Raw genomic sequence first — 24,210 nt, forward strand, 5'->3', positions numbered from 1 at the left:
CGCAACCCAGGCCGCCAACCGGCAGCCGAACATGCCAACCTTGCGGCCCTGGCTCAAGGTGATATGCCCAAACCGGAAGGCGACGGGATGACCACCCAGCCACCCACCCAGGGCGAGACGACAACGGTCCCCCATCATCCCGGAGCCTGCCCGTCCGGCGAGGACATCCCTTGTTTTTCAAAACCCGGCAGGGCGACGCGCGCCGAAAACTGTCGTACCCCCAGCGCACAATGAACAGGTGCAGGTCATCGTCACGCGAGAGGAGGACGGCGACTTCCTCGTATCCACCCCGCACCACCAACAGCACCTGCCCGAGCACCACCTGGCGGAGCACCTCGAGAACCTGGAGCGGACCGAAAACCCCCGCTGGGTCTTCCCCTCGGTCCCACAGCTCTACCCCCTCCTCCTGCGCTCCAACCTCCGCCTGCGGCGCTGCCACGACCTCGCCCTCACCGAAGGTCTCCTGCTCGCGGCAGAAGGCAAAGCCGGTCAGCCCAAGGCACTGCCCGCGGCCTGGGCTCGGCTCCACGGTCAGGAACCACCGCCGGACGCGCCCGGCCACGCGGACGCCCAGCCGGCCCTCTTCGAGACCCGCGGCTCCGGCCTCCCGCCCGGCACGAGCGTCGCCGAGGCGGCTGCCGCTGTGCTCGCCGACCAGGAGCGCCGCATGAGGCACGTCGAGCACCCGGAGCGCTTCCGGTTGCTCGTCGCCGCCGAATCGGCCAGCGCGCTCGTCGCCGAGGAGATGCGGGCCCACGGGTTGCCGTGGCGGGCCGACGTGCACGACGCCCTCCTGACCGAACTGCTCGGGCCCCGCGTGCCGGCCGGCCAGCGGCCCAAGAAACTCGTCGAGCTGGCGGCGCGCATCACCGAGGCCTTCGGCGGCAAACCGGTGAACCCGGACAGCCCGCAGACCATCGTGCGCGCGTTCGGCCGCGAGGGCATCTCCATCCCCTCCGCCAGGGCACACGTCCTGCGCGACATCGACCACCCGGCCGTCCCCCTGCTCATCGAGTACCGCGAACTCTCCCGCCTGCACTCGGCCAACGGGTGGGCGTGGCTCGACGAATGGGTCACCGACGGGCGGTTCCGGCCCGAGTGGGTCGTCGGCGGCGTGGTGTCCGGCCGGTGGGCCAGCAGCGGCGGCGGCGCACTCCAGATCCCCAAGACGCTGCGCGTGTGCGTGAAAGCCGACCCCGGCTGGAAACTCGTCGTGGCCGACGCCGCTCAGCTCGAACCCCGCGTGCTGGCCGCCCTCTCCGGCGACCGCCGCCTTGCCGAGGCCTCCGCCTCCACCGACCTGTACGCCCGGCTGTCCGAAGCCATGTTCGCCGGCACGATGACCCCCGAAGCCGGGCGGCCCCGCGCGAAGATCGCCATGCTGTCCGCGATGTACGGCGGCACCGCCGGCGAGGCCGCGTCGCTGCTCGCCCTGCTGCGGCAGCGCTTCCCGGACGCCGTGTCCTATGTGGAACGCGCCGCGCAAGCCGGGGAACGCGGTGAGCGCGTCCGCTCCCGGCTCGGGCGCGTCTCCCCCGCGCCGAGCGAAGCGTGGCGCGCCCTCACCGGCGGCGCGAACGAGGACGAGACCCGCGCCCGCCAAGCCGCCCGCAACTGGGGCCGCTTCACCCGCAACTTCGTCGTGCAGGCCAGCGCGGCCGACTTCACCGCGGTGCTGCTCGCCACCCTGCGCCGCAAGCTGCCCGAGCCCGCCCACCTGGTGTTCTTCCAGCACGACGAGGTCATCGTGCACGCGCCCGAGGACCTCGCACCCGCCGTCGAAGCCGCCATCGGTGAATCCGTACCCGAGGCCGCCGCGCTCACGTTCGGTGCCGCCTGCCCCGTGCACTTCCCCATGCAACCGGTCACCGTCGACACCTACGCCGACGCCAAATAGCTAAGCGGCGGCCTTGTCCAGCGCCCGGATCACCCGCTTCAACGACACGGGGTGCGCCGTGCCGAGGGTCTGCGCGAAGAAACTCACCCGCAGCTCCTCGATCATCCACCGCACCTCGAGCAGCTCCGGCCCCGGCGACACACCCGGCGGGAGCGCGGCGACAGCCGCCTCGTACTCGCCCGTCACCCACTCGACGTCACGCACCAGCTCGACGTCCTTCGCGCCCGTCGACGGCAGTTTCTCCACCCGCCGCCCGATCCCACGCAGGTACCGGACCAGGTGCGGCAGCCGGTCGAACCCGGTCGCCGTGACGAAACCGGGGTACACCAGCCGCGACAGCTGCTGCCGCATGTCCGCGAGCGACTCCGCCGGCCCACGCGCGCCCTCCAGCGCCACCTCGGCCTCATTGGCGGCCTTCAGGACCTTCTCGACCTCGGTGAGCACGTCCAGCACCGCCGGGTTCAGCGCACCGCGCACCTTCTCCAGCAGCACCGCGAACCCGGCCTCGTCCCACACCGGGCCGCCGTTGTCGGCCATCAGCTTGTCCACCGCGCAGTCGACGCAGTCCTCCAGCAGCGCCGCGACACTGCCGTGCGGGTTCCGGCTCAGCGTCAGCTTCGCCTGGTTGGTCAACGCCCTGTTGATGAACTTCATCGGCGAGGGCATGTTGAGCCGCAACAGCTTCCGCGTGCCCTGCCACATCCGCTGCCGCTGCTGCACCGGCGTGTCCAGCATGCGCACGGCCACCGTGTCGCCCTCGTCGACCAGCGCCGGGTACGCCTTCACCTGGTGTCCGCGCCGCTTCCCGGCGAACACCCGCGGCAGCTCGCCGAACGCCGGCGTGGTCAGGCCGGACCGCTCGATGCTGTCCGCGGCCGCCGAGATCGTCGCCCGCACCTCGCCGCTCAGCTCCTCCTTGAGGACCGCCAGGTCCTTGCCCTCGGCGAGCTTGCGGCGCTTGTCGTTCACCACCCGGAACGTCATCCGCAGGTGGTGCGGCACCGCGTCGAGCTGCCACGCGTCCGGCGGCACCGCGACCCCGCGCAGCGCCTCCAGCTCGCGGGCCAGCACGTCGAGCAGCGGGCCGTCCTCGGGGCCGACCCTGGACAGCACGTGCGCGGCGGTGTCCGGAGCGGGCACGAAGTTGCGCCGCAGCTGCTTCGGCAACGACTTGATCAGCGCCGTGACCAGCTCCTCGCGCAACCCCGGCACCTGCCAGTCGAACCCGTCGGGCGTGACCTGGTTGAGCACCGCGACCGGGATGTGCACCGTGACACCGTCGGCGTCCGCGCCCGGCTCGAACTGGTAGGTCAGCGGGAACCGCAGCGAGCCCTGCGTCCAGGTGTCCGGGTAGTCCGATTCGGACACCTGCTGCGCGGCCTCGTTGAGCAGCATGGCCTTTTCGAAGTTCAGCAGGTCCGGCTGGGCGCCGCGGACCTTCTTCCACCAGCTGTCGAAGTGCCGCGCGGACACGACTTCCGCGGGGATCCGCTGGTCGTAGAACTCGAACAGGGTTTCGTCGTCGACCAGCAGGTCGCGGCGCCGGGCCCGGTTCTCCAGGTCCTCGACCTCGTCGAGCAGCGCCCGGTTCTCCTTGAAGAACTTGTGGCCGGTGTCCCAGTCGCCCTCCACGAGCGCGTGGCGGATGAACAGCTCGCGCGAGGTTTCCGGGTCGATGCGCCCGTAGTCCACCTTGCGGCCGACGACCAGCGGCACCCCGTACAGCGTCACCCGCTCGGAGGCCACCACCGCGCCGCGCTTGCGTTCCCAGTGCGGCTCCGAGTAGGTGCGCTTGACGACGTGCTGCGCCAGCGGCTCGATCCACTCCGGCTCGATGCGCGCGTTGACCCGGCCCCACAGCTTCGACGTCTCGACCAGCTCCGCCGACATCACCCAGCGCGGCTGCTTCTTGAACAGCGCCGAGCCGGGGAAGATCGCGAACCGGGTGCCGCGCGCGCCGAGGTAGTCGCCCTTCTCCGGGTCCTTGAGCCCGATGTGCGACAACAGCCCGGAGATCAGCGCGGTGTGCACGCGCTGCGGGTCGGCAGGCTCGGAGTTGAGCGTGACGCCCAGCGGTTTGGCGAGCTGCCGCAGCTGGCTGTAGATGTCCTGCCACTCCCGCACGCGCAGGTAGTTCAGGTACTCCGCCTTGCAGCGCTTGCGGAACTGGCTGTTCGACAGCGTCTTCTGCAGCTCCCGCAGGTACTCCCACAGGTTCAGGTAGGCCACGAAGTCCGAGGACTTGTCGGCGAACCGGGCGTGCTGCTGGGCCGCGGCCTCCTGCTTGTCCGCGGGACGCTCGCGCGGGTCCTGGATGGACAACGCGGCGGTGATGATCATGACCTCGCGGACGCAGCCGGCGCGCGCGCCCTCCAGCACCATCCGGCCCAGACGCGGGTCGACGGGCAGTTGCGCGAGCTGACGGCCGATCTCGGTGAGCCGCCGCTCCTTCGCAGACTCCTCCAGCGCGCCGAGTTCCTGCAGCAGCTGGACACCGGCGGTGATCTGGCGGCGGTCCGGCGGGTCGACGAACGGGAACGCGGCCAGGTCGCCCAGGCCGAGCGAGGTCATCTGCAGGATGACCGACGCGAGATTGGTGCGCAGGATCTCCGGGTCGGTGAACTCCGGCCGGGACAGGAAATCCTCTTCGCTGTAGAGCCGGATGCAGATACCGTCGGAGGTGCGGCCGCAGCGGCCCTTGCGCTGGTTGGCCGAGGCCTGCGAGACCGGCTCGATCGGCAGCCGCTGCACCTTGGTGCGGTGGCTGTAGCGGGAGATGCGCGCGGTGCCCGGGTCGATGACGTACTTGATGCCCGGCACGGTCAGCGACGTCTCGGCGACGTTGGTGGCCAGCACGATCCGGCGGCCGGTGTGGCGGCTGAACACGCGGTGCTGGTCCGCCGCGGACAGGCGCGCGTACAGCGGCAGCACCTCGGTGTTGCGCAGGTCCATCTTGTTCAGCGCGTCGGCGGTGTCGCGGATCTCCCGCTCGCCGGAGAGGAACACGAGGATGTCGCCGGGGCCCTCGGCGCACAGCTCCTCGACCGCGTCGGCGATGGCGGTGACCTGGTCGCGGTCCTCGGACGCCGGATCGTCCGGGTCGACGATCGGGCGGTAGCGGACCTCGACCGGATAGGTGCGGCCGGAGACCTCCACGATCGGCGCGTCGCCGAAGTGCTTGGAGAACCGCTCCGGGTCGATGGTCGCCGAGGTGATGATCACCTTGAGGTCGGGGCGCTTCGGCAGGAGTTGCTTGAGGTAGCCGAGGATGAAGTCGATGTTGAGGCTGCGCTCGTGGGCCTCGTCGATGATGAGCGTGTCGTAGCGGCGCAGCATCCGGTCGCTCTGGATCTCGGCGAGCAGGATGCCGTCGGTCATCAGCTTGACCATGGTGTCGTCGCCGCTGGAGTCGGTGAAGCGCACCTTGTAGCCGACCGTGCTGCCCAGCTCGGTCTTCAGCTCCTCGGCGATGCGCTCGGCGACCGTGCGCGCGGCCAGGCGGCGGGGCTGGGTGTGCCCGATCTGGCCGCGCACGCCCAAGCCGAGTTCGAGGCAGATCTTCGGCAGCTGAGTGGTCTTGCCCGACCCGGTCTCGCCCGCGACGATCACCACCTGGTGGTCGCGGATCGCGGCGGCGATGTCGTCCTTGCGCTGGGATACCGGCAGCTCGTCCGGGTAGCGGATCTCCGGCGCGCGGCGGCGCTGCACGCGGGCCTCGGCGGCGTCGATGTCGGCGGCGATCTCCCGCGCGACGCGGTCCTTGTCGCGCGCCCGGCGGGCGCCGTCGAGCCGGCGGCGCAACCGGTGCTCGTCGCGCAGCATCAAGCCGGGCAGCCGGGCCCGGAGGTCTTCGAGGGGGGATCGCGTAGACATACGGCCTCCAGGATAGCTCCGCGCGATCCGGCCGGCCTGCGAATATGTCCGCACCGCACCTGGAGTGGCCGGAGTGCTCGCCGTCACCGGGAGCGCGGCGGTGCCGGTGCCCGGGAACCGCTGGCGTCGCGGCCGCTCGGTGTGCTCAGGACCGCTGCAGCGACTCCGGCCCCAGCTCCGCGACCGAGCGGTGCCCGGTCAGCCCCAGGGTGAGGTCGAGGTCCGCGAGCAGGCTGCGCAGCACGTGCCGCACGCCGTCCTCGCCCGCGTGGCCCAGCCCGTACACCCAGGGCCGCCCGACGAGGACCGCCTGCGCGCCCAATGCCAGCGCCTTCAGGATGTCCGCGCCGGTCCGCACGCCGGAGTCGAACAGCACCTCGATGCGGTCCCCGACCGCGCTCGCGATCGGCGGCAGCGCCTCCAGCGAGCCGATCGCGCCGTCGACCTGCCGTCCGCCGTGGTTGGACACCACGATGCCGTCCATCCCGGCGTCCACCGCGCGCCGCGCGTCGTCGGGGTGCTGGATGCCCTTCAGCACGATCGGGCCGTCCCAGTGCTCGCGCAGGAACGGCAGCTGGTCCCAGCTGTGGTCGGTGCCGGTGAACAGCGACACCCACCGCAGGATCGCCGACGGCATGTCGTCCTCCGGCGCCTTCTCCAGCAGCGCGCGGAAGGCCGGGTCGGACAGCGGCGTGGCCAGGCCCTCGCCCTTGAGGAAGGGCAGGTAGGCGGAGTCGAGGTCGCGCGGGCGCCAGGCCAGGGTCCACGTGTCCAGCGTGACGACGAGCGTGGTGTAGCCGGCCTTCTTCGCGCGGGTCAGGATGCTCGCGGTGACGTCCGAGTCGGCAGGCCAGTAGAGCTGGAACCAGCGCGGGCCGTCGCCGGAGGCCTCGGCGACCTCCTCGATCGTGCGCGACGCCGCAGTGGACAGGATCATCGGCAGGCCCAGCGCCGCCGCGGCCCGCGCCGTCGCCAGCTCGGCGTCCGGGTGCACGATCGACTGCACCCCGACCGGCGCGAGCAGCACCGGCGCGGGCAGCTCGGACCCGAGCACCCTCGCCGACGTGGTGCGCGCGGTGGCGTCGGTGAGCATGCGCGGCACCAGCTTCCAGCGGTCGAACGCCGCGCGGTTGGCATCCATCGTCGCGCCCGAGCCCGCGCCGCCTGCCACGTAGCCGTAGGCCTCCGGGGTCATCACCTCGCGGGCCGACTCCGCCAGCCGCGCCGGGTCGGTGGTGAACGGCGGCTTCGTCCCGCCGAGCCCGTGCAGGTAGATCTCGTTCTGGTAGCCACCGAACCGCTCGGCCACGCGAACCTCCTCGTCGACACGCCGGAGACCGCAGCGTACCGCCGGTACTTGATCAGGGGTGGTGGAAGCGACGGACGTTGCTCCGACACGCCGGAGGCGTCCGCGTACCGCCGGTACTTGATCACTTAACCTCACCGGCGTGAAGGCGCGGGTGTGGGTGCCATTGGTCGTGGCGGTCGTGGTGGCGGTTCTGGTGGTGGTGTGGCGGCCGGGTCCGGTGCCGCCGTCGAAGGCGAATCCGGCGACGGATCCGGGCGTGGCGCGGCAGCAGCTCGCCGAGCTGCAGGTGAAGCCGCGGGGCACGCTGAACGGCTACTCGCGGGAGAAGTACCCGCACTGGGACACCGTCGAGGGCGCCTGCAACACCCGCGAGGAGGTGCTCAAGCGCTCGGGCACGAACGTCGTCGTCGGCAAGGACTGCTCGCCCACCTCGGGCACCTGGGTCAGCCCCTACGACGGCGCGACCTGGACCAAGGCGTCCGATGTGGACATCGACCACATGGTGCCGCTCGCGCAGAGCTGGGTCAGCGGCGCGTCGGCGTGGACGCAGGACCAGCGCGAGGCCTTCGCGAACGACCTGGTGCGCCCGCAGCTGTGGGCGGTCACCGACAACGTCAACCAGTCGAAGAGCGACAAGGCGCCGGACGAGTGGCGGCCGCCGCTGGAGTCGTTCTGGTGCACCTACGCCACCGACTGGATCGAGGTCAAGCACTACTACCGGCTGAGCGTCACCACCGCGGAGCAGGCGGCGCTGACCGACATGCTGAACCGCTGTTGACCTTCGAGCCACTGGAAGCCGCAGAATCGGCGGCATGCTGACCATCAGCGCGTTCGCGCGGCTGGCCGGGCTCACCCCGAGCGCGCTGCGCTTCTACGACGACTGCGGCGTGCTCACGCCCGCGCGCGTGGACGAGACCACCGGCTACCGCTACTACCGCGAGGACCAGGTCGAACGCGCGGTCCGGCTGCGTGAACTGCGGGCGGCGGGCCTGCCGCTGGCGCAGGTCACGACCGTGCTCGACGGACCGTCGAGCGAGGCGCGGGCGGTGCTGGAGGCGCACCGGCGGCGGCTGCGGGAGGACTTCCGGGCCGCGTCGGCGGCGGTCGGGCGCCTGCTGCCGGGCCCGGTCCGGGTCGCCGGCCTCGACCTGGCGAGCGCGGTCCGGCAGGTCGCCCCCGCCGCGGGCGCGCCGCTGGACTTCGTGCTGATCGAGGCCGACGGCGACGAGGTCCGCGTCGTCGCCACCGACCGCTACCGGCTCGCGCTGCGCGTCCTGCAGCCCGTGCACGGCGGCACCGGCCGGTTCGTCGTGTCCGCCGGTGAGCTGGCCGCGCTCGGCCCGCGGCTGGCGCGGCAGGACGAGGTCACCCTCGACGGCACCACGCTGCCGCTGCTGGACCAGGACTTCCCGGACTACCGCGCGGTCCTCGACGCCCTGCCCGTCCCGGCGCAACGGGTCGTCGTCGACCGCGTCGCGCTCCGGGACGCGCTGCCCGCCGACCGCCCGGCCGAGCTGGTGCTCGGGCCGGACCGGCTGGCCGTCGGCGGCACGGTGCTGCCCGCCGTCTGCGGCGACGAGCTGCGCATCGGGTTCGACCCCGCCGTGCTGGGTGCGGCGTTGGAGTCGGGCGTCGGGCCCGACGTGCTGCTGGAGTTCGCCGGGCCGCTGCAGGTCGCCCGCGTCCGCTCGGCCGACCAGGGCTCGTTCACGACACTGGTGATGCCCGTCGCGCTCGGAACAGCCGGGCCAGGTTCTCCGACCGCAGCACCGCCAGCGGGCCGATGATCGCGAGCAGCAGCACGTAGCCCGCCACGAACGGCGCGACGCGGGAGTCCAGCCCGGCCGCCGCCGCGAGCGTGGCCAGCACCAGCGAGAACTCGCCGCGGGTGAGCACGGTCAGCCCGATGTTCAGCCCGGCCTGGCCGTCGAACGAGTGCAGCTTCGCCGCGATCGCGCCCGCCGCGAGGTTCAGCGCGAGCGTCAGCGCCACGGCGATCAGCACCGGCACCACGACCGTGCCGACGGCGCCCGGGTCGATGCTGAGCCCGAAGATGAAGAAGAACAACGCGCCGAACGCGTCCCGCAGCGGCAGGACCAGCTTGTGGATGCGGGGCGCGACCTTCGAGCCGCCGAGCATCATGCCGACCATGAACGCGCCGATCGCGTCGGAGACGCCCAGCTCCTCGGCGACCGCGGCGCCCAGCACGGCGACGCCGACGAAGCACACGGTCAGCAGCTCGTCGTCGGCCGAGCCGAACAGCTTCGACACCAGCCGCCCGCCCCAGCGGGCCAGCGCGGCGAGCGCCAGCAGGAAGCCGAGTGCCTTGCCGAAGTCGGCGAGCGCGGGCCAGAACGAGTCGGCGCCGGAGAGCACCGGCTGCAGCAGCGCCAGGTACAGGGCGAGGAACAGGTCCTCGATCACGATGATGCCCATGATCAGGCGCGATTCCGGGTGCCGCGTGCGACCGGTCTCGACGAGCAGTTTGGTCACGATCGCCGACGACGAGATCCCGATCGCGCCCGCGATCACCAGCGCCTCGCTGGAGCCCCAGCCGAGCAGGAACCCGAAGGCGAGCCCGCCGCCGATGTTGAGCACGAGGTAGACCAGGCCCGACACGGCGAGCTTGCGGCCGCCCTTGGCGAGGTCGTCGAGCGAGAACTCCAGGCCCAGGTAGAACAGCAGGAACACCAGGCCGAGCCCGGCGAGCACACTCAGCTCGCCGGGGTCGTGCACCAGCGACAGGCCGGGGGTGTTGGGGCCGAAGATGAACCCGGCCAGCATGAACAGGGGGATCGTGGGCAGCCCGATGCGGGCTCCGGCTCTGGCCAGCACGCCTGCGGCGAGGAAGGCGCCGCCGACGGCGAGCAGTGCGTGTCCGGTTTGCATGTGGTGAAGTCCCTCCAGGGCATGGCGAAGCGCACCGCGGGTCGGCGCGGTGTGCGGATGGGGTCCGGGGCGTTACCTGGAGGGCGGCGCGCGGGCGCCGAGAGCGGTGCCCTGATCACGGGCAGGTGGCGGGCCGGCAGGCGACGGCCGGTCTTCCGCGTGGCCGCGCGGTGGTTCCACGCCGACGACCGGCGGCAGGTCCGCGACCGGCAGCGGGGTGGCCGTGACGTGCGGCAACGGCTCCGCCGCGAGGGCTGCGATGCCGTCCGGCGCGGGCGGGTGCGGGTGGCTCTCCGGCGTCGTCGGCGTGATGAGGCTGAGCAGCAGCAGGGCCAGGACGAGCAGGCCGCGGACGGACCGGTGCCGGGATTCCGTTCCCAGCTTCCGCCGCACGGCACTCCCCTCGACATCGGTCCGGTTTGTCCAGTATACCAGACAGTTGAGTCCACTGTGGACTGATCGCGTCCGGGTGTTCCGCACCACAGCGGGGAATGCGAACGCGATCTCCGGTGTTCGTTGTTGCCGGGTGGATCCGGTCGAGTGGAGGCGGAGTGAGCACGACAGCGGTCACGGCACCGGCGAAGATCAGACGGACACCCGGAACCCTGCGGTACGCGCTGATCCTCGGCGGGCTGTCAGCGTTCGCGCCGCTCTCGATCGACATGTACCTGCCCGCGCTCCCCCGGATGGCCGACGACCTGCACAGCTCGGCGCCGACGCTGCAGCTCACGCTGACCGCGTTCATCATCGGGCTGGCGCTGGGGCAGCTGATCGCCGGGCCGCTGTCGGACTCGCTCGGCCGCCGCCGTCCGCTGCTGGCCGGGCTGGTGCTGTACGCCGTCGCGTCGGTGCTGTGCGCGGTGAGCCCGACGGCGGAACTGCTGATCGTGGGCCGGTCGGTGCAGGCGCTCGGCGCGGCCGCCGGGATGGTGATCGCGCGGGCGTGCGTGCGGGACCTGTTCGCAGGCACCGCGATGACGAAGTTCTTCTCGATGTTGATGCTGGTCAGCGGGCTGGCCCCGATCCTGGCGCCGGTGATCGGCGGGCAGGTGCTGCGGCTGACGTCGTGGCGCGGGGTGTTCGTGGTGCTGGCCGTGTTCGGCGCGGTGCTGCTGGTGGCCGCGGCGCTGGCGATGCCCGAGACGCTGCCTGCCGAGCGCCGCCGCCCGGCGCGGATCGGCTCGACGCTGCGTGGGTATGGCGTGCTGTTGCGGGACCGGTCGTTCGTCGGGTACGCGCTGTCGGCCGGGCTGATGTTCGCCGGGCTGTTCGCCTACATCTCCGCGAGCTCGTTCGTGCTGCAGGACGTGTACGGGCTGAGCCCGCAGGAGTACAGCCTCGTGTTCGGGGCGAACGGGCTGGGGATCGTGATCGCCGGGCAGGTCAACGGGCGGATCGTGGGCCGCGTGCGGGAGCGGACGCTGCTGACGGTCGGCCTGTCCGCCTCGGCGGCCGGCGGGGTCGGCGTGCTGGCGGCGGCGCTGGCCGGGCTGCCGCTGGGGGTGCTGCTGGCGCCGCTGCTGGTGATGGTGTCGAGCATCGGGCTGGTCATGCCGAACGCGTCGTCGCTGGCGCTGGCCGAGCACCCGCACAACGCCGGGGCGGCGTCCGCGCTGCTCGGCGTGATGCAGTTCGTGGTCGGCGGGCTCGCGACGCCGCTGGTGAGCATCGGCGGCGAGGCGAGCGCGGTGCCGATGGGCGTCGTGATGGCCGCGTTCGCCGTAGTGGCGCTGGTAGTGTTCGGGACGCTGACCCGGCGGCGGGCCTGACGTGCCCTACGTCTCGCCCCGCACCCCGGCGTGGGCGGCGCGCCCCGCGTTGTTCCTGCTCGGCGTGCTGTTCGTCCCCCTCGGCGGGAGCCTCGTGCTCGACGGGCACGGCTTCGGGTTCGTGTTCGCGGCGATGGGCCTGCTGTTCCTGGTGGCGTGGTGGTTCATGCAGCCGGAGCAGCCCACCGCGCGGGCGCGGCGCCGGCAGCGGTGGGCGTGCTCGCTGAGCTTGGTGACCGCGGCGCTGGTGGTCACCGCGGTCGTGTTGTTCCTCGGCACCGGCGCGCACCGGCCCACCTTCGCCGAACTGGCGCACGCGATCGGCGTCGGCGTCCTCGCCGTCGCCGCGCTGGCCGCGCGCGTGGTGGTCGGCGTCAGCGGGCGACGGTCTTGACGATCCCGCCGTTGTCCGGGAAGTCGATCCCGCCGCCGCACTCCAGCTTCGTGCCGTTCTTGAAGTAGACGGTGATGGCGCCCTTGCACTCGAACGCCTTGAAGCCGGCCCAGGTGCGGGTGCCGGGCTGCAGGCACAGGGCGTCCTTGCCGAAGCGGCGGATGTAGCCCGAGTAGCCCTGTCCGCAGGTGGTGATGATGTCCGAGCCCGTCACCGGCGCGGGGGTGGCCGACGCCGGCACGGGCAGGGCGGCCGCGGTCGCGGCGATGGCCGCGATCAGGAGGGTGCGCATGTCGTGGCCTTTCAGTAGCAGCGGGCGGAGGAGATCGCGTAGGTGTAGTTGTTCGACAGGTTCGACGTGACGTCGAAGGCGATCTCGTAGCCGATGGGCGGCTCGCCGAACACGTCGGTCTTGACGGTGTGCTCCTTGCCCGGCGCGATGACGCCCTTCCACAGCTGCTTCTTGCGGGTGACGTCGCGGATCACCAGCGCGAGGCCGCGGTAGTCGTGGTTGTGGACCTTGATGTGGATGACCTGGTCGGCGGCCACCCCGGCGGTGGTGGTGCGGCCGCCCATCAGCGAGCCGCCCGCGCACACCTTCTCCGCGGCCGCGGCCTGAGGCGCCACGAGCAGCGGGAGTGCCGCGGCGAGGGGCAGCGCGGCGGCGAGTGTCCTGATCGATTTCCGCATCCGGGATCTCCTTCGTCGGTGGTACTGGCGCCGACGCTAGGGAGGTCTGGACCACTGGCGGAAGACTCGCGACGGCCACACCGCGTCCGGTGGCCAAATCCGGATGTCCACGCAGGTCAGGGCTTTGACCACCGAGGCGGGTGGCCGAATCAGCCGGCCACCCGGACGTAGAAGTACGCCGCACGGGTGCCCGGCAGGAGCAGCCGGCCCGCGCTGTCGGTCATCTTGAAGTACACCTGGCAGTAGCCGGGCTCGTCCGGCGCGCGCACCTCGACCGACACGCGCGCGGACTGGCCGGGCGGCGTGTCCGGGACGGGCACCACCGCGGGCGTCTGGCAGCCGTCGCCGGGGCCGAAGCCGCCCTCGCGCCGCAGTGAGCGGTCCACCCACGGCACGGTGCCGGTGTTGCGGAACTCCCACGTCTTGACGAACCGCGCCCCGGTCGGCACCACGGTCCCGTCCGGGACGGTGACGTCGCCGGCGAACTCGGACTCGTCGCCGGGGACCAGCGGCGGGAGCGCGGCGGGCGCCTCTGGGTCCGGGTCGCGCAGCAGGACGACCCCGGCCGCGACGCCGACCGCGAGCACGACGGCCGCGGCGGCCACCGGAAGCTTCCAGCGGCGCGGGGCGGGCGGCGGGTTCGCGACGCCGTCGCGGACCCGTTCCCAGTCGGCGCGCCAGCGGGCCCGGACCTCGTCCTCGTGCTCGCCGAGCACCCCGACGGCCAGCACGCGGACGAACTCCCAGGTGGTGTCCCACGACGGCAGGCGCTGCCCCCGCGCGGCGGCCGAGAGCGCGGACTTCGAAGCGAGCGCGCCGAGTTCGGTGCGCATGCGGTCGTAGGAGGGATCGCCCGCAGAGCGCTTGAGGGCCCACAACCGGTGCGCGAACGCGGCCACCGGACCCCCCGAGGGATCCGGACAACTGGCGACGCGGCCCCGCCGGGCTGCTTGGTTGATCACGAGGACCGAGGGTATTGGCGGGGTGCGCCGATCGGGTGCCGCGCAGGCGCAGGTTCAGCCGAGCAGGTGGCTTTGGGGCCGGGCGGTTTGGCGCGCACGGAGTGGCAGGCCGGCAGGGCCGACGGTTGGTGACGGACGGACGGCGGACCGATGCCAGCGCTTCCGGGTGGCACTGCCGAGCATTAGCACGCGGCGCCGCACGCAGGTGGTCTGCCACCGCCGCGGGGAAGGCGGAGTTTTGGCTGCACCTGAACACGCGGTACCCGAGCCCGGGTACACGAACGCTGGCAAGCATGGCCTGAGCGGCTGGAACATCAACACGCGCGGCGAGTGGTCCCGGATAAGCGCAGGCGGTTGGGTCCGGCAGTGGAGCGAGGACGATGAACCAACGGGAGTGCCCCGGGGTACAGACCGCCCGTTGGCTCAGCCCCCGGCCTGGAGTACCCACACACACTCCGGGCCGGGGTTTCTTCTTGCCCTGAAACGCATAAAAGCCCCGTCCCGGCCGAAGCCGAGACGGGGGCGATTTTCGCTATGCCTGGCCGAGGAAGACGGCCTTGTCGGCGCCGAACGTGGGCTGGAACGCGAGCTGCATCTCGCCAGGCTGCGGACCGACCGCGTACGCCTGCTCGAAGCTGAACGACTTGCCCGGCAGAATGGTTGCGGACTGCATCGCCCCGCCGTCCCCACAGGGGCCGCCGGAGTCGAACACGCTCTCAGCCTTGGTCGAGTTGAACTGGGCGTCCGTCCCGAACCCGAGCGCGGCGGCCTCGTAGGGCTTGTCGGTCCCGTTGGTGATCGTGACCTTGAACTTCACCGCGCGCTGGACGTTCTGCGGGAACGCGTACTGGCTAGGCTTGCACGTGCTCGGCGCGGAAACCTCGATCGCCAGGCCGTCGTCCCACGTGTACCGCTGACCCCAGGTCGGGGCCTTGGCGACCTCTTCGGCCGCTGCTGCCGCCGTGGTTTCGGGCCCCTGGGCCGACCCCTCGCTCACCTTGCCCGTGTTCGCAGACGTCGAACACCCGGCCACAAGGGCACCCGCGACCAACGTCACGGCAACATAACGACGAAACAATTTCGCTCGCTCCTCTCAAGCAACTCCCCTGCCCCGATCATCGGGCGCGGTTGATCGCTGTTACCGGGATTACCGATTCGTTAGAAATCCCCCGGAGCGACCTGGAGGCAGGTAAGCCCCAGTAACCGCCACATGTCCGGCCACCTCGTTGCGTGCGGAGACGAAGATGACCCGGACCCCCTGTTTAGGGAGTTAGTTCAGAACTAGGCTCCCTCGACGCTGTCGAGGTCCCCCTCGCGGAGCGTCGCGTCGTCCACCTTCACCCGGTTTCCGACGATGCGGTTCAGCGCGTCGCCGTCGTCCCACATGTTCACGTTCATCGCGGCCGTCACCTGGCCATCGCGCAGCCAGAAGGCGGTGAACTCGCGTTTGGCCAGGTCGCCGCGGACCACCAGTTCGTCCCGCTGCGGGTCGGCGATGCCGCGGTACTCGCAGCCCAGGTCGTACTGGTCCGTGAAGAAGTACGGGGTGCGGGTGTACTGCTCCTGCCCGCCGGCCAGGTTCGCCGCCACGTGGGTGCCCTGGTTCTTCGCGTTCGCCCAGTGCTCGACGCGGATGCGGCGCCCGTACCGCGGGTGCCACTGCGCCGCGATGTCCCCCGCCGCGTACACGTCCGGCGCCGCCGTGCGCAGGGACGCGTCGACGGCCACCCCGCCCTCGTCGGCCAGGTCCAGGCCGGCCGCGTGCGCCAGGTCCACCCGAGGCTTCGCGCCGACCGCGACCAGCACCACGTCCGCGGGCAACTCGCTGCCGTCCGCCAGCCGCACCCCGGCCACGCCGCCCGGCCCGCCGGTCACCTCGGTGATGCCGCTGCCGAGCCGCCACCGCACGCCGTGCTCGGTGTGCAGGTCGGCGAACACCTTGCTGATCTCCGGCCCCAGCACCCACAGCGGCCCGGGCAGCACGTCGACCATCGTCACGTCGGCGCCGTGGTGCCGCGCCGCCGCCGCGGCCTCCGTCCCGATCCAGCCCGTCCCGATCACCACCACCCGCGGCGAGCCGGTGAACGCCGACCGCAGGGCGAGCGCGTCGTCGAGGGTCCGCAGCGTGTAGACGCCCGGCAGGTCCACCCCGCGCACCGGCAGCGTCCGCGGCTGCGACCCGGTCGCCAGCAGCAGCCGGTCGTAGGGGTGCCGCCCGCCACGCGCGTCCAGCACCACCCGCGCGCCCAGCTCGACCCGCGTCGCGCTGGTGCCGGAGCGCAGGTCGATGCCGTGCTGCGCGTAGAAGTCGGCGTCCCGCACCCAGTCGGGCTCGTCGCCCTGGCCGAGCAGGACCTTCTTCGACAACGGTGGCAGCTCGTAGGGCGGGTGCGCCTCCGCGCCGAGGACCACCACCTCGCCGTCGTAGCCGTTCTCCCGCAGCGCCGCCGCAGCCGACGCGCCCGCGAGGCCCGCGCCGACGATCACGATCCGCCTGGGCTCGGACATGGGCCGCTCCTCATCCGTGTGATCCTTGCCACCCGACGCTACTGCGGACATTTTTTCCGCGCCACCGCGTCACGCCCGCCCCGCTGGGCCGTCCCACTGTCACCTGCAAGACCACCGAAGGAAGGCGACGGACGTGGCGGCTCGAGACGAATGGTCGATCAGCTGCCGGGACCTGGCCGGCAGGCGACGTGACCTGACTGTGTTCGTGAGCAGCGGGCGTGTGGTCCTGGTGGCGCCGCCGGGCGAAGCCGCGGTGCTCGAACCGCTCGACGTCGGCAGGCTGCGCGCCGCGCTGCGCGATGCCGTCGTCGTGGTCGGCGAACGGTCCCAGTAGTCACTCCAGGTCCGCGACGGCCGCGGCGACGTCGACCGGCGGCACCGGCTGCGCCCGCTCGCACACCGTGAACGCGGCGGCGCAGTAGTCGTCGACGCGTTCGACCAGGCCGCCCCGGTCGGCCCCGATCTGCTGCAGCGTCACCTGCAGGTCGGTGCTGAACATGACCGGGTCGAGCACGTGCCAGCGGTAGAACCCGACGTACTTCGGGATCGGCCCGCGGCCGGACACCTCCAGCGGCGCGCCCGCGTACAGCCCGGCGTGCGGGCCCATCCCCCACGCCGAGCCGACGTAGTCCTCCAGCCCGGTCCCGCAGATCGTGGGGAACTCGCGGTCGCCGTCGCGGTAGACCTTCACCTCGCCCTCGCCGTACCACTGGCCGCCGTCGATCGGCCGCACCCCGCCGACCCAGCCGAGGAACCGGCCCGGCCCGCGTAGCCCCTCGGTCACCACGAAGTCCCGCTTCGACACCGTCGGGTTCTCCCGGCGGAAGCCCACGTGCAGCCGCCCGGACGCGGATTCGCCGAGCGTGTAGTCGATCTGGAAGTACAGGACGATCGGGTCCGGGTTGCCGTTGACGAGATCGACGTGGATGCGTTCGCCGAAGGCCATCGGCACGTAGCTGTTGAAGCCGCGGGCCTCGGGCATGCTGGTCAGCGCGCTGGAGTAGGCGACGGGACGGCCGTGCGGCGAGCCGAAGAAGTCCAGGCACGGCACGGACACGCTGGGGTAGGACAGGCCGCCGTAGCGGACTTCGAGGTAGACGGCGCGCATGCGGGCCGGCCGGTCGGGCGGGAACGTCATCCAGATGTGCCGGATCGTCCCAGGCCCGGCGAGGTCGGCGAGGGTGACGCGCTCGCCGCCCTCGATCACCCGGCTGGGAGCGCCCTTGCGGCCGCCTCCGGCGCGGCCGCCGGCGCCGCGCTCCCCGGTGGGGTTCTCGAACGTGACCGCCCGCGAGTCGAGCACGGGCGTGACGCGAGTCAGATCCGTGACGTCGAACACCCTGTCAACGTAGGCATGATCCGTACCGTTCGCCAGACTTGTAGGTTAGCCTAACCTCTATGGCCCAGACCGTGGATCTTGTCGCCGAGCCGACCACCAGCACCCGGCTGCACGGTGACGGCCTGACGTTGGGTTACGACGGCCGGGTCGTCGCCGAAGGGCTCTCGGTCACCATCCCGGACCAGTCGTTCACCGTCATCGTCGGGCCGAACGCGTGCGGCAAGTCCACGCTGCTGCGTGCGCTGAGCAGGCTGCTCAAGCCGCGGCAGGGCATGGTCTACCTGGACGGCGAGGTCATCACGTCGCTGCCGGCCAAGCAGGTCGCGCGCAAGCTGGGCCTGCTGCCGCAGAGCTCGATCGCGCCGGACGGCATCACGGTCGCCGACCTGGTGTCCCGCGGCCGGTACCCGCACCAGCGGCTGCTGCGCCAGTGGTCCCGCGAGGACGCCGACGTGGTCGAGCGGTCGATGGCCGCGACCGGCGTGTCCGAACTGGCCGACCGCATGGTCGACGAGCTGTCCGGCGGGCAGCGGCAGCGCGTGTGGCTGGCGATGGCGCTCGCGCAGGAGACCGAGCTGCTCCTGCTGGACGAGCCGACCACGTTCCTGGACATCGCGCACCAGATGGACATCCTCGACCTGTGCGCGAAGCTGCACGCGGAGCAGGGCCGCACGCTGGTCGCGGTGCTGCACGACCTCAACCACGCGGCCCGCTACGCCACGCACCTGATCGCCATGCGCGGCGGCGAGGTCCTCGCGACCGGCACGCCGGAGGAGGTCGTCACCGCGGAGCGCGTCGAGGAGATCTTCGACCTGCCGTGCTCGGTGATCCCGGACCCGGAGACCGGAACTCCGTTGGTCATCCCGAAGGCGCGCCGGTAGTTTCGGCTCTTGTGAGCCAGGACGTGTGGAGCGCGGTCGACGATTACGTCGGCCGGACGCTCATCCCAGCCGACCCGGTGCTCGACGACGTGCGGGCGGCCACGGCCGACGCCGGGCTGCCCCCGATCGCGGTGTCCCCGGCGCAGGGCAAGCTGCTGCACCTGCTGGCGCGGATGCACGGCGCCCGCTCGATCCTGGAGATCGGGACCCTCGGCGCGTACAGCACGATCTGGCTGGCGCGGGCGCTGCCGCCGGACGGCAGGCTGGTGACGCTGGAGGCGGACCGCAAGCACGCGCAGGTGGCGGAGAACAACCTCGACGCGGCCGGGTTCGGCGAGGTCGTCGAGGTCAAGGTCGGCAAGGCTCTGGACACGCTGCCCTCCGTCGAGGGGCCGTTCGACCTGATCTTCATCGACGCCGACAAGCCGAACAACCCGGAGTACTTCCGGTGGGCGCTGCGGTTGTCCCGGCCGGGCTCGGTGATCATCGTCGACAACGTGGTGCGGGACGGCGCGCTCGCCGACGCGGACAGCACGGACCCGGCGATCGTCGCGACCCGCGAGATGCACGAGCTGATCGCCGCCGAGCCGCGGGTGGAGGCGACCGTGGTGCAGACCGTCGGCCAGAAGGGCTACGACGGGTTCACGCTCGCGCTGGTGACGGAGTGATCGACAAGGTCGCCTGGCTGCGGGTGGAGTCCGGCCGCGTGCTGGCGGCGCGCTCGCACGGCAAGTCGGCCTGGTACCTGCCGGGTGGCAGGCGCGAGCCCGGTGAGAGCGACGTGGCGACACTGGTGCGCGAGGTCGCCGAGGAGCTGTCGGTGTCGATCGACCCGGCGACCGCGGTGCACACCGCGACGATCGAGGCGCCCGCCGACGGGCAGGCGCAGCTGCTGCGGATGACCTGCTACACCGCGGATTACCGGGGCACGATCACGCCGTCCGCCGAGATCGCGGAGGTGGCCTGGCTCGGTTACGCCGACCGCCACCGCGGTTCCCGCGCGTTCCAGCAGGTGTTCGAGGAGCTGCGCCGCCGCGGGGAGCTCACCGCGTAGACAGCTCCGGCGACATCACCTCGCGCCAGATGTCCGACGGCAGGGTGGCGCCGGTCAGGGGCACGCCGTCGCGGTCGGCGCGCGGGCGTTCCTCGTCGCCGCCGACCCACGCCAGCGTGGCCATCGACGAGCTCGCGCCCGCCATCCACGCGTCGGACGTGCCGTACTCGCCCGGCACGCCGCCGGCCAGCAGCGCCGCCTCGCGAGGCAGCGCGGGCACCGGCGTGGTGTCCTGGCGCCACACCACCTCGTCGCCGCGCCGCAGCTCCGCCACGAAGTGCGGCGCCACCCGCAGCCCGCCGCTCGCGAAGGTCGCGAACACGCCGGCCAGGTCCAGCGGCCGCAACCGGTAGGTGCCCTCGGCGATGGTCGACGCGATCCGCACCCCGTCGGGCGCGGTCAGGGTCCGGGCGCCGTCGAGGAATTCCGGGATCCCGGCGTCGTAGGCAGCCTGCCGGATCTTCGGGCCGGTCACCACGGGCGGGTCGTCGGCGCGGGCGCGGAACTCGGCCAGCTGCACGATCGGCCGGAACGCCGAGCCCGGGCGGCGCGGGGTCACGGCGTAGTCCGTCACGCCCCAGTTCCCGCCCGCGTACGCGGTGACGCCGCCGTCGCCCGGCCGCACGGACACCACCGCCGCCCGCAGCTCCGCGGGTTCGCCCGCGAGCCGGTCGCGCACCGCGCGCTCGGCACGGTTCTGCGCGTCGCGGTCGAGCGTCAGGCGCACCGTCAGGCCCTCGCGGCGCAGCCGTTCCAGCGGCCACCCCCGCGCCTCCAGCTCGGTGAGCACCTGCTGGCGGATGTGGTAGTCGCTGTAGGAGGTCCGCCCGGCCCGCGTCTCGTCCGGGTCCAGGACCTGCGGATACGCCATGCCGGACCGGTCGGCCGGCGAGACGTACCCGCGCTCGGCCAGCTTGTCCGCGGCGTAGGCCCAGCGCCGCGCGGCCTGCTCGGGCCCCACCGTCGCCGGGTCGTGCCCGTACGGCGCCTGCAGCATCCCCGCCAGGAACGCGGCCTCGCTCCACGAGATGTCCGCCAGCTGCTTGCCGAAGTAGGCCTGCGCCGCGGCGGCCGGGCCGTGCGTGTTGCGGCCGAAGGAGATGATGTTGACGTAGCTTTCGAAGATCTGTTCCTTGCTCTGCCGGTCGGTGATCTTCGTGGCGAGCACCAGCTCCTTGAACTTGCGGAACAGCGTCGCGTCGTCCTCGCCGGTGGAGTTCTTGATGTACTGCTGCGTGATTCCCGACCCGCCGCCGACGCCGGTCACCATCGCACGTGGTCCAGAACGTCGGGTCCTCGACGGCGACGATCGCGTCGACCAGCTTGCGCGGGATCTCCTCGTACGGGGTGAAGGTGCGGTCGCCGTCCGGCGGCACGACCCGCATCAGCTCGGTGCCGTCGGTGTACTGGACCACGACCGTCTTGTCGAGCTCGGCCAGCACCTCCTGCGGGCTGCGCACGTCCCACACCAGGTAGCCGATCGCGAACGCGATCGCCGGCACCCCGACGACGAGCCCGGCCAGCACGTACGCGACCCGCCGGACCCGTCGCCACACCCGCCTGCGTTTGTTCTCCACACACCACAAACGCGGTCAGGAAGTTACTTCGTTGCGCCCCGCTGGTAGAACGGCAGCGCGACGACCTCGACCGGCTCGATCCGGCCGCGGATGTCGACCGACAGCTCCGTGCCCGGCTCGCTCAGCGCCACCGCCACGTAGGCCATCGCGACCGGGTGGCCCAGCGTCGGCGACAGGGCGCCGCTGGTCACCTCGCCCACCGGCTCCTCGCCGGAGAGCACGCGGTACCCGTGCCGCGGCGCGCGCCGCCCGGCGCCACGCAGCCCGACCAGCACCTCGGACGGCTCCTGCCGCCCTGCCAGCGCCGCCTTGCCGACGAAGTCCGGCTTGTCGAGCTTGACCACGCGGCCCAGGTTCGCCTCGAACGGCGAACGCTGCCGCGACAACTCGTTGCCGTACAACGGCATGCCCGCCTCCAGGCGCAACGTGTCGCGGCAGGCGAGCCCGGCGGGCACCAGTCCATGCGGCTGGCCGGCCTCGGTGAGGATGTGCCACACCGACGCCGCTTCGTCGGCGGGGACGTACAGCTCGAAGCCGTCCTCGCCGGTGTAGCCGGTGCGCGCCAGCAGCACCTCGTGGCCTTTCACCGTGGCGGGCATGCTCGCGTAGTACTTCAGGCCGGCCAGGTCGGCGTCGGTGACCGCGCCGAGCACGTCCACCGCGTTGGGGCCCTGCACCGCGATCAACGCGAACTCCGCCGAGCGGTCGGTGACCCGCGCGTCGAACCGGGACGCGCGCTCGGTCAGCTCCGCGGCGACCGCCGGCGCGTTGCCCGCGTTCGCGACCACCAGGTACTTCTCGTCCTCCAGCCGGTACACCACGAGGTCGTCGATCACCCCGCCGTCGGCGTCGCAGATCATCGTGTAGCGGGCGCGGCCCGGCTTGACCGCGGACAGCTTGCCGACGAACGCGTAGTCCAGCGCGTCGGCGGCCTGCGGGCCGGTCACCTCGATCTCGCCCATGTGGGAGAGGTCGAACAGCCCGGCCGCCTCGCGCACCGCGCGGTGCTCGGCCAGCTCGCTGCCGTACCGCACCGGCATCTCCCAGCCCGCGAAGTCGGTGAACAGCGCGCACAGTCCCTTGTGGACGGAATACAGTGCGGTGCGCATGGTCAGCTCCCGTAGGCTTCGACGGACGGGCACGAGCAGACGAGGTTGCGGTCGCCGTGGGCGCCGTCGATGCGGCGGACCGGGGACCAGTACTTGTTCTTCGGCGACACCCCGCCCGGGTAGACCGCGGTCTTGCGGTCGTACGGCAGGTCCCAGTCGCCGGTCAGCATCTCCGCGGTGTGCGGCGCGTTGCGCAGCGGGCTCTGCTCGACGGCCCACCGGCCCTCGGCGACCTCCTCGATCTCCCGCCGGATGGCGATCATCGCGTCGCAGAACCGGTCCAGCTCGGCGACGTCCTCGCTCTCGGTCGGCTCGACCATCAGCGTCCCGGCGACCGGGAATGACATCGTCGGCGCGTGGAAGCCGTAGTCCACCAGGCGCTTGGCGACGTCGTCGACCGTCACGCCGGTGCGCTTGGTCAGCGCGCGCAGGTCGAGGATGCACTCGTGCGCGACCCGCCCGTTGCGCCCGGTGTAGAGCACCGGGTAGTGCGGGGACAGCCGCGCGGCGACGTAGTTCGCGGCGAGCACGGCGACCTTGGTGGCGCTGGTCAGCCCGGCGCCGCCCATCATGCGGATGTAGGCCCACGAGATCGGCAGGATCGACGCCGAGCCGAACGGCGCCGCCGAGATCGGGCCGACACCGGTGTCCGGGCCCGCGCCGCCGGACAGCGGGTGGTTGGGCAGGTACGGCGCGAGGTGCGCGCGCACCGCGACCGGGCCGACGCCGGGGCCGCCACCACCGTGCGGGATGCAGAACGTCTTGTGCAGGTTCAGGTGCGACACGTCGCCGCCGAACTCGCCCGGCTTGGCCAGGCCCAGCAGCGCGTTCAGGTTCGCGCCGTCGACGTAGACCTGCCCGCCGGCCTCGTGCACGATGCGGGCGATCTCGCCGATGCCCTCCTCGTACACGCCGTGCGTGGACGGGTAGGTGACCATGATCGCGGACAGCGCGTCGCGGTGCTGCTCCGCCTTGGCGCGCAGGTCGTCCAGGTCGACGTCGCCGTTGTCGTTGCAGGCCACCACGACCACGCGCATCCCGGCGAGCACGGCGGACGCGGCGTTGGTGCCGTGCGCCGACGACGGGATCAGGCACACGTCGCGCTCCGGCTGCCCGTTGGCGCGGTGGTAGGCGCGGATGGCCAGCAGCCCGGCCAACTCACCCTGGCTGCCCGCGTTGGGCTGCAACGACACCTCGTCGTAGCCGGTGACCTCGGCGAGCCAGCCGCACAGCTGGTCGATCAGCTCGCGATAGCCCGCCGCGTCCTCGGCGGGCGCGAACGGGTGCAGGCCCGCGAACTCCGGCCAGCTGATCGGCTCCATCTCGGCGGTCGCGTTGAGCTTCATGGTGCACGAGCCGAGCGGGATCATGCCGCGGTCCAGCGCGTAGTCCTGATCGGACAGACGGCGCAGGTACCGCAGCATCGCGGTCTCCGACCGGTGGCTGTGGAACACCTCGTGCGTCAGGAACTCGCTGGTGCGTGCCAGACCGGCGGGCAGCGCGGTGGCGCCGTCGGCGATGCCCGGCTCCGCCCCGAAGGCCCGCAGCACGCGGTCCACGATGTCCACAGTGGTCACTTCGTCGCAGGCGATCCGCACGTGGTCGTCGTCGACGCGGCCGAGGTTGACGCCCGACTCGCGCGCCGCGGCGACCACGGCGGCGGCCCGGCCCGGCACCCGCGTGAGCACGGTGTCGAAGAAGCTCTCGTGCACGACCTCCACGCCCGCGGACCGCAGCGCCCCGGCCAGCCCGGCGGCCAGGCCGTGCACGCGCCGCGCGATCTCCTTGAGGCCCTCCGGGCCGTGGTAGACGGCGTACATCGCGGCCAGCACGGCGGGCAGCACCTGCGCGGTGCAGATGTTCGAGGTCGCCTTCTCGCGGCGGATGTGCTGCTCGCGGCTCCCCGGCGGGCACGATCCACGCCACAATCCGCTCGCCGAGGTCCGGGTCCGGCTCGCC

At 72.2% G+C, this 24,210-nt stretch carries 24 protein-coding genes; 11 read left to right on the forward strand and 13 right to left on the reverse strand.

Going from position 1 to position 24,210, the window contains the following annotated elements:
- Together ABZ215_RS36600 and ABZ215_RS36605 are read left to right on the forward strand one after the other, a co-directional pair.
- The coding region (locus ABZ215_RS36600; RefSeq protein WP_354955034.1) for a hypothetical protein at nucleotides 1-234 on the forward strand (234 nt) is incomplete at its 5' end.
- Nucleotides 235-238: 4 nt separating this feature from the next.
- Nucleotides 239-1,897, forward strand: coding sequence for a bifunctional 3'-5' exonuclease/DNA polymerase (locus tag ABZ215_RS36605; protein WP_354955036.1), 1,659 nt, complete (start codon nucleotides 239-241; stop codon nucleotides 1,895-1,897).
- On the opposite strand, the gene hrpA is transcribed toward ABZ215_RS36605, so the two are convergent.
- The gene (hrpA, locus tag ABZ215_RS36610; protein WP_354955038.1) at nucleotides 1,898-5,770 is read right to left on the reverse strand and encodes an ATP-dependent RNA helicase HrpA; all 3,873 of its coding nucleotides are present in this window, start codon (nucleotides 5,768-5,770) and stop codon (nucleotides 1,898-1,900) included.
- Nucleotides 5,771-5,915: 145 nt separating this feature from the next.
- Nucleotides 5,916-7,079, reverse strand: a complete 1,164-nt coding sequence (locus ABZ215_RS36615; RefSeq protein WP_354955040.1) for a lactate 2-monooxygenase — start codon at nucleotides 7,077-7,079, stop codon at nucleotides 5,916-5,918.
- A gap of 199 nt (nucleotides 7,080-7,278) precedes the next feature.
- Between ABZ215_RS36615 and ABZ215_RS36620 the strand changes: the two genes are divergently transcribed.
- Nucleotides 7,279-7,857 carry an HNH endonuclease family protein gene (locus ABZ215_RS36620; RefSeq protein ID WP_235716289.1) on the forward strand — a complete coding sequence of 193 codons (579 nt, stop codon included), beginning with the start codon at nucleotides 7,279-7,281 and terminating at the stop codon, nucleotides 7,855-7,857.
- 34 nt (nucleotides 7,858-7,891) lie between these two features.
- Nucleotides 7,892-8,866, forward strand: coding sequence for a MerR family transcriptional regulator (locus ABZ215_RS36625; RefSeq protein ID WP_354955042.1), 975 nt, complete (start codon nucleotides 7,892-7,894; stop codon nucleotides 8,864-8,866).
- On the opposite strand, the gene ABZ215_RS36630 is transcribed toward ABZ215_RS36625, so the two are convergent.
- Nucleotides 8,787-9,968 carry a cation:proton antiporter gene (locus ABZ215_RS36630; RefSeq protein ID WP_354955044.1) on the reverse strand — a complete coding sequence of 394 codons (1,182 nt, stop codon included), beginning with the start codon at nucleotides 9,966-9,968 and terminating at the stop codon, nucleotides 8,787-8,789. The two genes, ABZ215_RS36625 and ABZ215_RS36630, sit on opposite strands and share 80 nt — an antisense overlap.
- Before the next feature lie 72 nt (nucleotides 9,969-10,040).
- Nucleotides 10,041-10,361 (reverse strand): hypothetical protein, encoded by a 321-nt coding sequence (locus ABZ215_RS36635; protein ID WP_020422520.1) that lies wholly within the window; start codon nucleotides 10,359-10,361, stop codon nucleotides 10,041-10,043.
- A gap of 158 nt (nucleotides 10,362-10,519) precedes the next feature.
- On the opposite strand from ABZ215_RS36635, the gene ABZ215_RS36640 reads away from it, so the two are divergent.
- Together ABZ215_RS36640 and ABZ215_RS36645 are read left to right on the forward strand one after the other, a co-directional pair.
- The gene (locus ABZ215_RS36640; RefSeq protein WP_354955046.1) at nucleotides 10,520-11,737 is read left to right on the forward strand and encodes a Bcr/CflA family multidrug efflux MFS transporter; all 1,218 of its coding nucleotides are present in this window, start codon (nucleotides 10,520-10,522) and stop codon (nucleotides 11,735-11,737) included.
- 1 nt (nucleotide 11,738) lies between these two features.
- The gene (locus tag ABZ215_RS36645) at nucleotides 11,739-12,131 is read left to right on the forward strand and encodes a hypothetical protein (protein WP_354955048.1); all 393 of its coding nucleotides are present in this window, start codon (nucleotides 11,739-11,741) and stop codon (nucleotides 12,129-12,131) included.
- Here the strand turns inward: ABZ215_RS36645 and ABZ215_RS36650 are convergent.
- The 5 genes from ABZ215_RS36650 to ABZ215_RS36670 form a co-directional block, all read right to left on the reverse strand.
- A complete protein-coding gene (locus ABZ215_RS36650) occupies nucleotides 12,112-12,423 on the reverse strand; it encodes a hypothetical protein (protein WP_354712661.1) in 312 nt (103 codons plus the stop codon). The two genes, ABZ215_RS36645 and ABZ215_RS36650, sit on opposite strands and share 20 nt — an antisense overlap.
- Nucleotides 12,424-12,434: 11 nt before the next feature.
- Nucleotides 12,435-12,821, reverse strand: a complete 387-nt coding sequence (locus ABZ215_RS36655) for a hypothetical protein (RefSeq protein ID WP_020422524.1) — start codon at nucleotides 12,819-12,821, stop codon at nucleotides 12,435-12,437.
- Between the two features lie 149 nt (nucleotides 12,822-12,970).
- The gene (locus tag ABZ215_RS36660; RefSeq protein ID WP_354955050.1) at nucleotides 12,971-13,720 is read right to left on the reverse strand and encodes an NBR1-Ig-like domain-containing protein; all 750 of its coding nucleotides are present in this window, start codon (nucleotides 13,718-13,720) and stop codon (nucleotides 12,971-12,973) included.
- Between the two features lie 595 nt (nucleotides 13,721-14,315).
- On the reverse strand, nucleotides 14,316-14,780 hold the full coding sequence (locus ABZ215_RS36665; RefSeq protein WP_354955052.1) for a hypothetical protein: 465 nt from the start codon (nucleotides 14,778-14,780) through the stop codon (nucleotides 14,316-14,318).
- Nucleotides 14,781-15,064: 284 nt separating this feature from the next.
- Nucleotides 15,065-16,291, reverse strand: coding sequence for an FAD-dependent oxidoreductase (locus ABZ215_RS36670; protein WP_354955054.1), 1,227 nt, complete (start codon nucleotides 16,289-16,291; stop codon nucleotides 15,065-15,067).
- A gap of 133 nt (nucleotides 16,292-16,424) precedes the next feature.
- On the opposite strand from ABZ215_RS36670, the gene ABZ215_RS36675 reads away from it, so the two are divergent.
- Nucleotides 16,425-16,625 (forward strand): hypothetical protein, encoded by a 201-nt coding sequence (locus ABZ215_RS36675; RefSeq protein ID WP_017984299.1) that lies wholly within the window; start codon nucleotides 16,425-16,427, stop codon nucleotides 16,623-16,625.
- On the opposite strand, the gene ABZ215_RS36680 is transcribed toward ABZ215_RS36675, so the two are convergent.
- Nucleotides 16,626-17,630, reverse strand: a complete 1,005-nt coding sequence (locus ABZ215_RS36680; RefSeq protein WP_020422528.1) for a glycoside hydrolase family 172 protein — start codon at nucleotides 17,628-17,630, stop codon at nucleotides 16,626-16,628.
- Nucleotides 17,631-17,689: 59 nt separating this feature from the next.
- Here ABZ215_RS36680 and ABZ215_RS36685 point away from each other — a divergent pair, with 59 nt between their 5' ends.
- Genes ABZ215_RS36685 through ABZ215_RS36695 form a run of 3 tightly spaced genes read left to right on the forward strand, consistent with a single transcriptional unit; the run spans nucleotide 17,690 to nucleotide 19,565 of the window.
- Complete coding sequence (locus tag ABZ215_RS36685; protein WP_020422529.1) at nucleotides 17,690-18,511, forward strand: ABC transporter ATP-binding protein; 822 nt, start codon at nucleotides 17,690-17,692, stop codon at nucleotides 18,509-18,511.
- 11 nt (nucleotides 18,512-18,522) lie between these two features.
- Nucleotides 18,523-19,179 (forward strand): O-methyltransferase, encoded by a 657-nt coding sequence (locus tag ABZ215_RS36690; RefSeq protein ID WP_020422530.1) that lies wholly within the window; start codon nucleotides 18,523-18,525, stop codon nucleotides 19,177-19,179.
- The gene (locus ABZ215_RS36695) at nucleotides 19,176-19,565 is read left to right on the forward strand and encodes an NUDIX domain-containing protein (protein WP_354955056.1); all 390 of its coding nucleotides are present in this window, start codon (nucleotides 19,176-19,178) and stop codon (nucleotides 19,563-19,565) included. Before ABZ215_RS36690 ends, ABZ215_RS36695 begins: the two co-directional genes overlap by 4 nt.
- On the opposite strand, the gene ABZ215_RS36700 is transcribed toward ABZ215_RS36695, so the two are convergent.
- Nucleotides 19,555-20,835 carry a transglycosylase domain-containing protein gene (locus ABZ215_RS36700; protein WP_354955058.1) on the reverse strand — a complete coding sequence of 427 codons (1,281 nt, stop codon included), beginning with the start codon at nucleotides 20,833-20,835 and terminating at the stop codon, nucleotides 19,555-19,557. The two genes, ABZ215_RS36695 and ABZ215_RS36700, sit on opposite strands and share 11 nt — an antisense overlap.
- A 5-nt stretch (nucleotides 20,836-20,840) precedes the next feature.
- Between ABZ215_RS36700 and ABZ215_RS36705 the strand changes: the two genes are divergently transcribed.
- A complete protein-coding gene (locus tag ABZ215_RS36705; RefSeq protein WP_354955060.1) occupies nucleotides 20,841-21,041 on the forward strand; it encodes a hypothetical protein in 201 nt (66 codons plus the stop codon).
- A gap of 124 nt (nucleotides 21,042-21,165) precedes the next feature.
- On the opposite strand, the gene gcvT is transcribed toward ABZ215_RS36705, so the two are convergent.
- Both gcvT and gcvP read right to left on the reverse strand, forming a co-directional pair.
- Entirely contained in the window at nucleotides 21,166-22,257 is a 1,092-nt protein-coding gene (gcvT, locus tag ABZ215_RS36710; RefSeq protein WP_354955064.1) for a glycine cleavage system aminomethyltransferase GcvT, read from the reverse strand.
- Nucleotides 22,254-24,210: aminomethyl-transferring glycine dehydrogenase (gcvP, locus tag ABZ215_RS36715; protein ID WP_354955062.1), on the reverse strand; the 1,957-nt coding region annotated here is incomplete at its 5' end. The genes gcvP and gcvT, both read right to left, overlap by 4 nt.

The organism is Amycolatopsis sp. NPDC006131, from assembly GCF_040614175.1.
GTDB classification, from domain to species: Bacteria; Actinomycetota; Actinomycetes; order Mycobacteriales; family Pseudonocardiaceae; genus Amycolatopsis_E; species Amycolatopsis_E tucumanensis.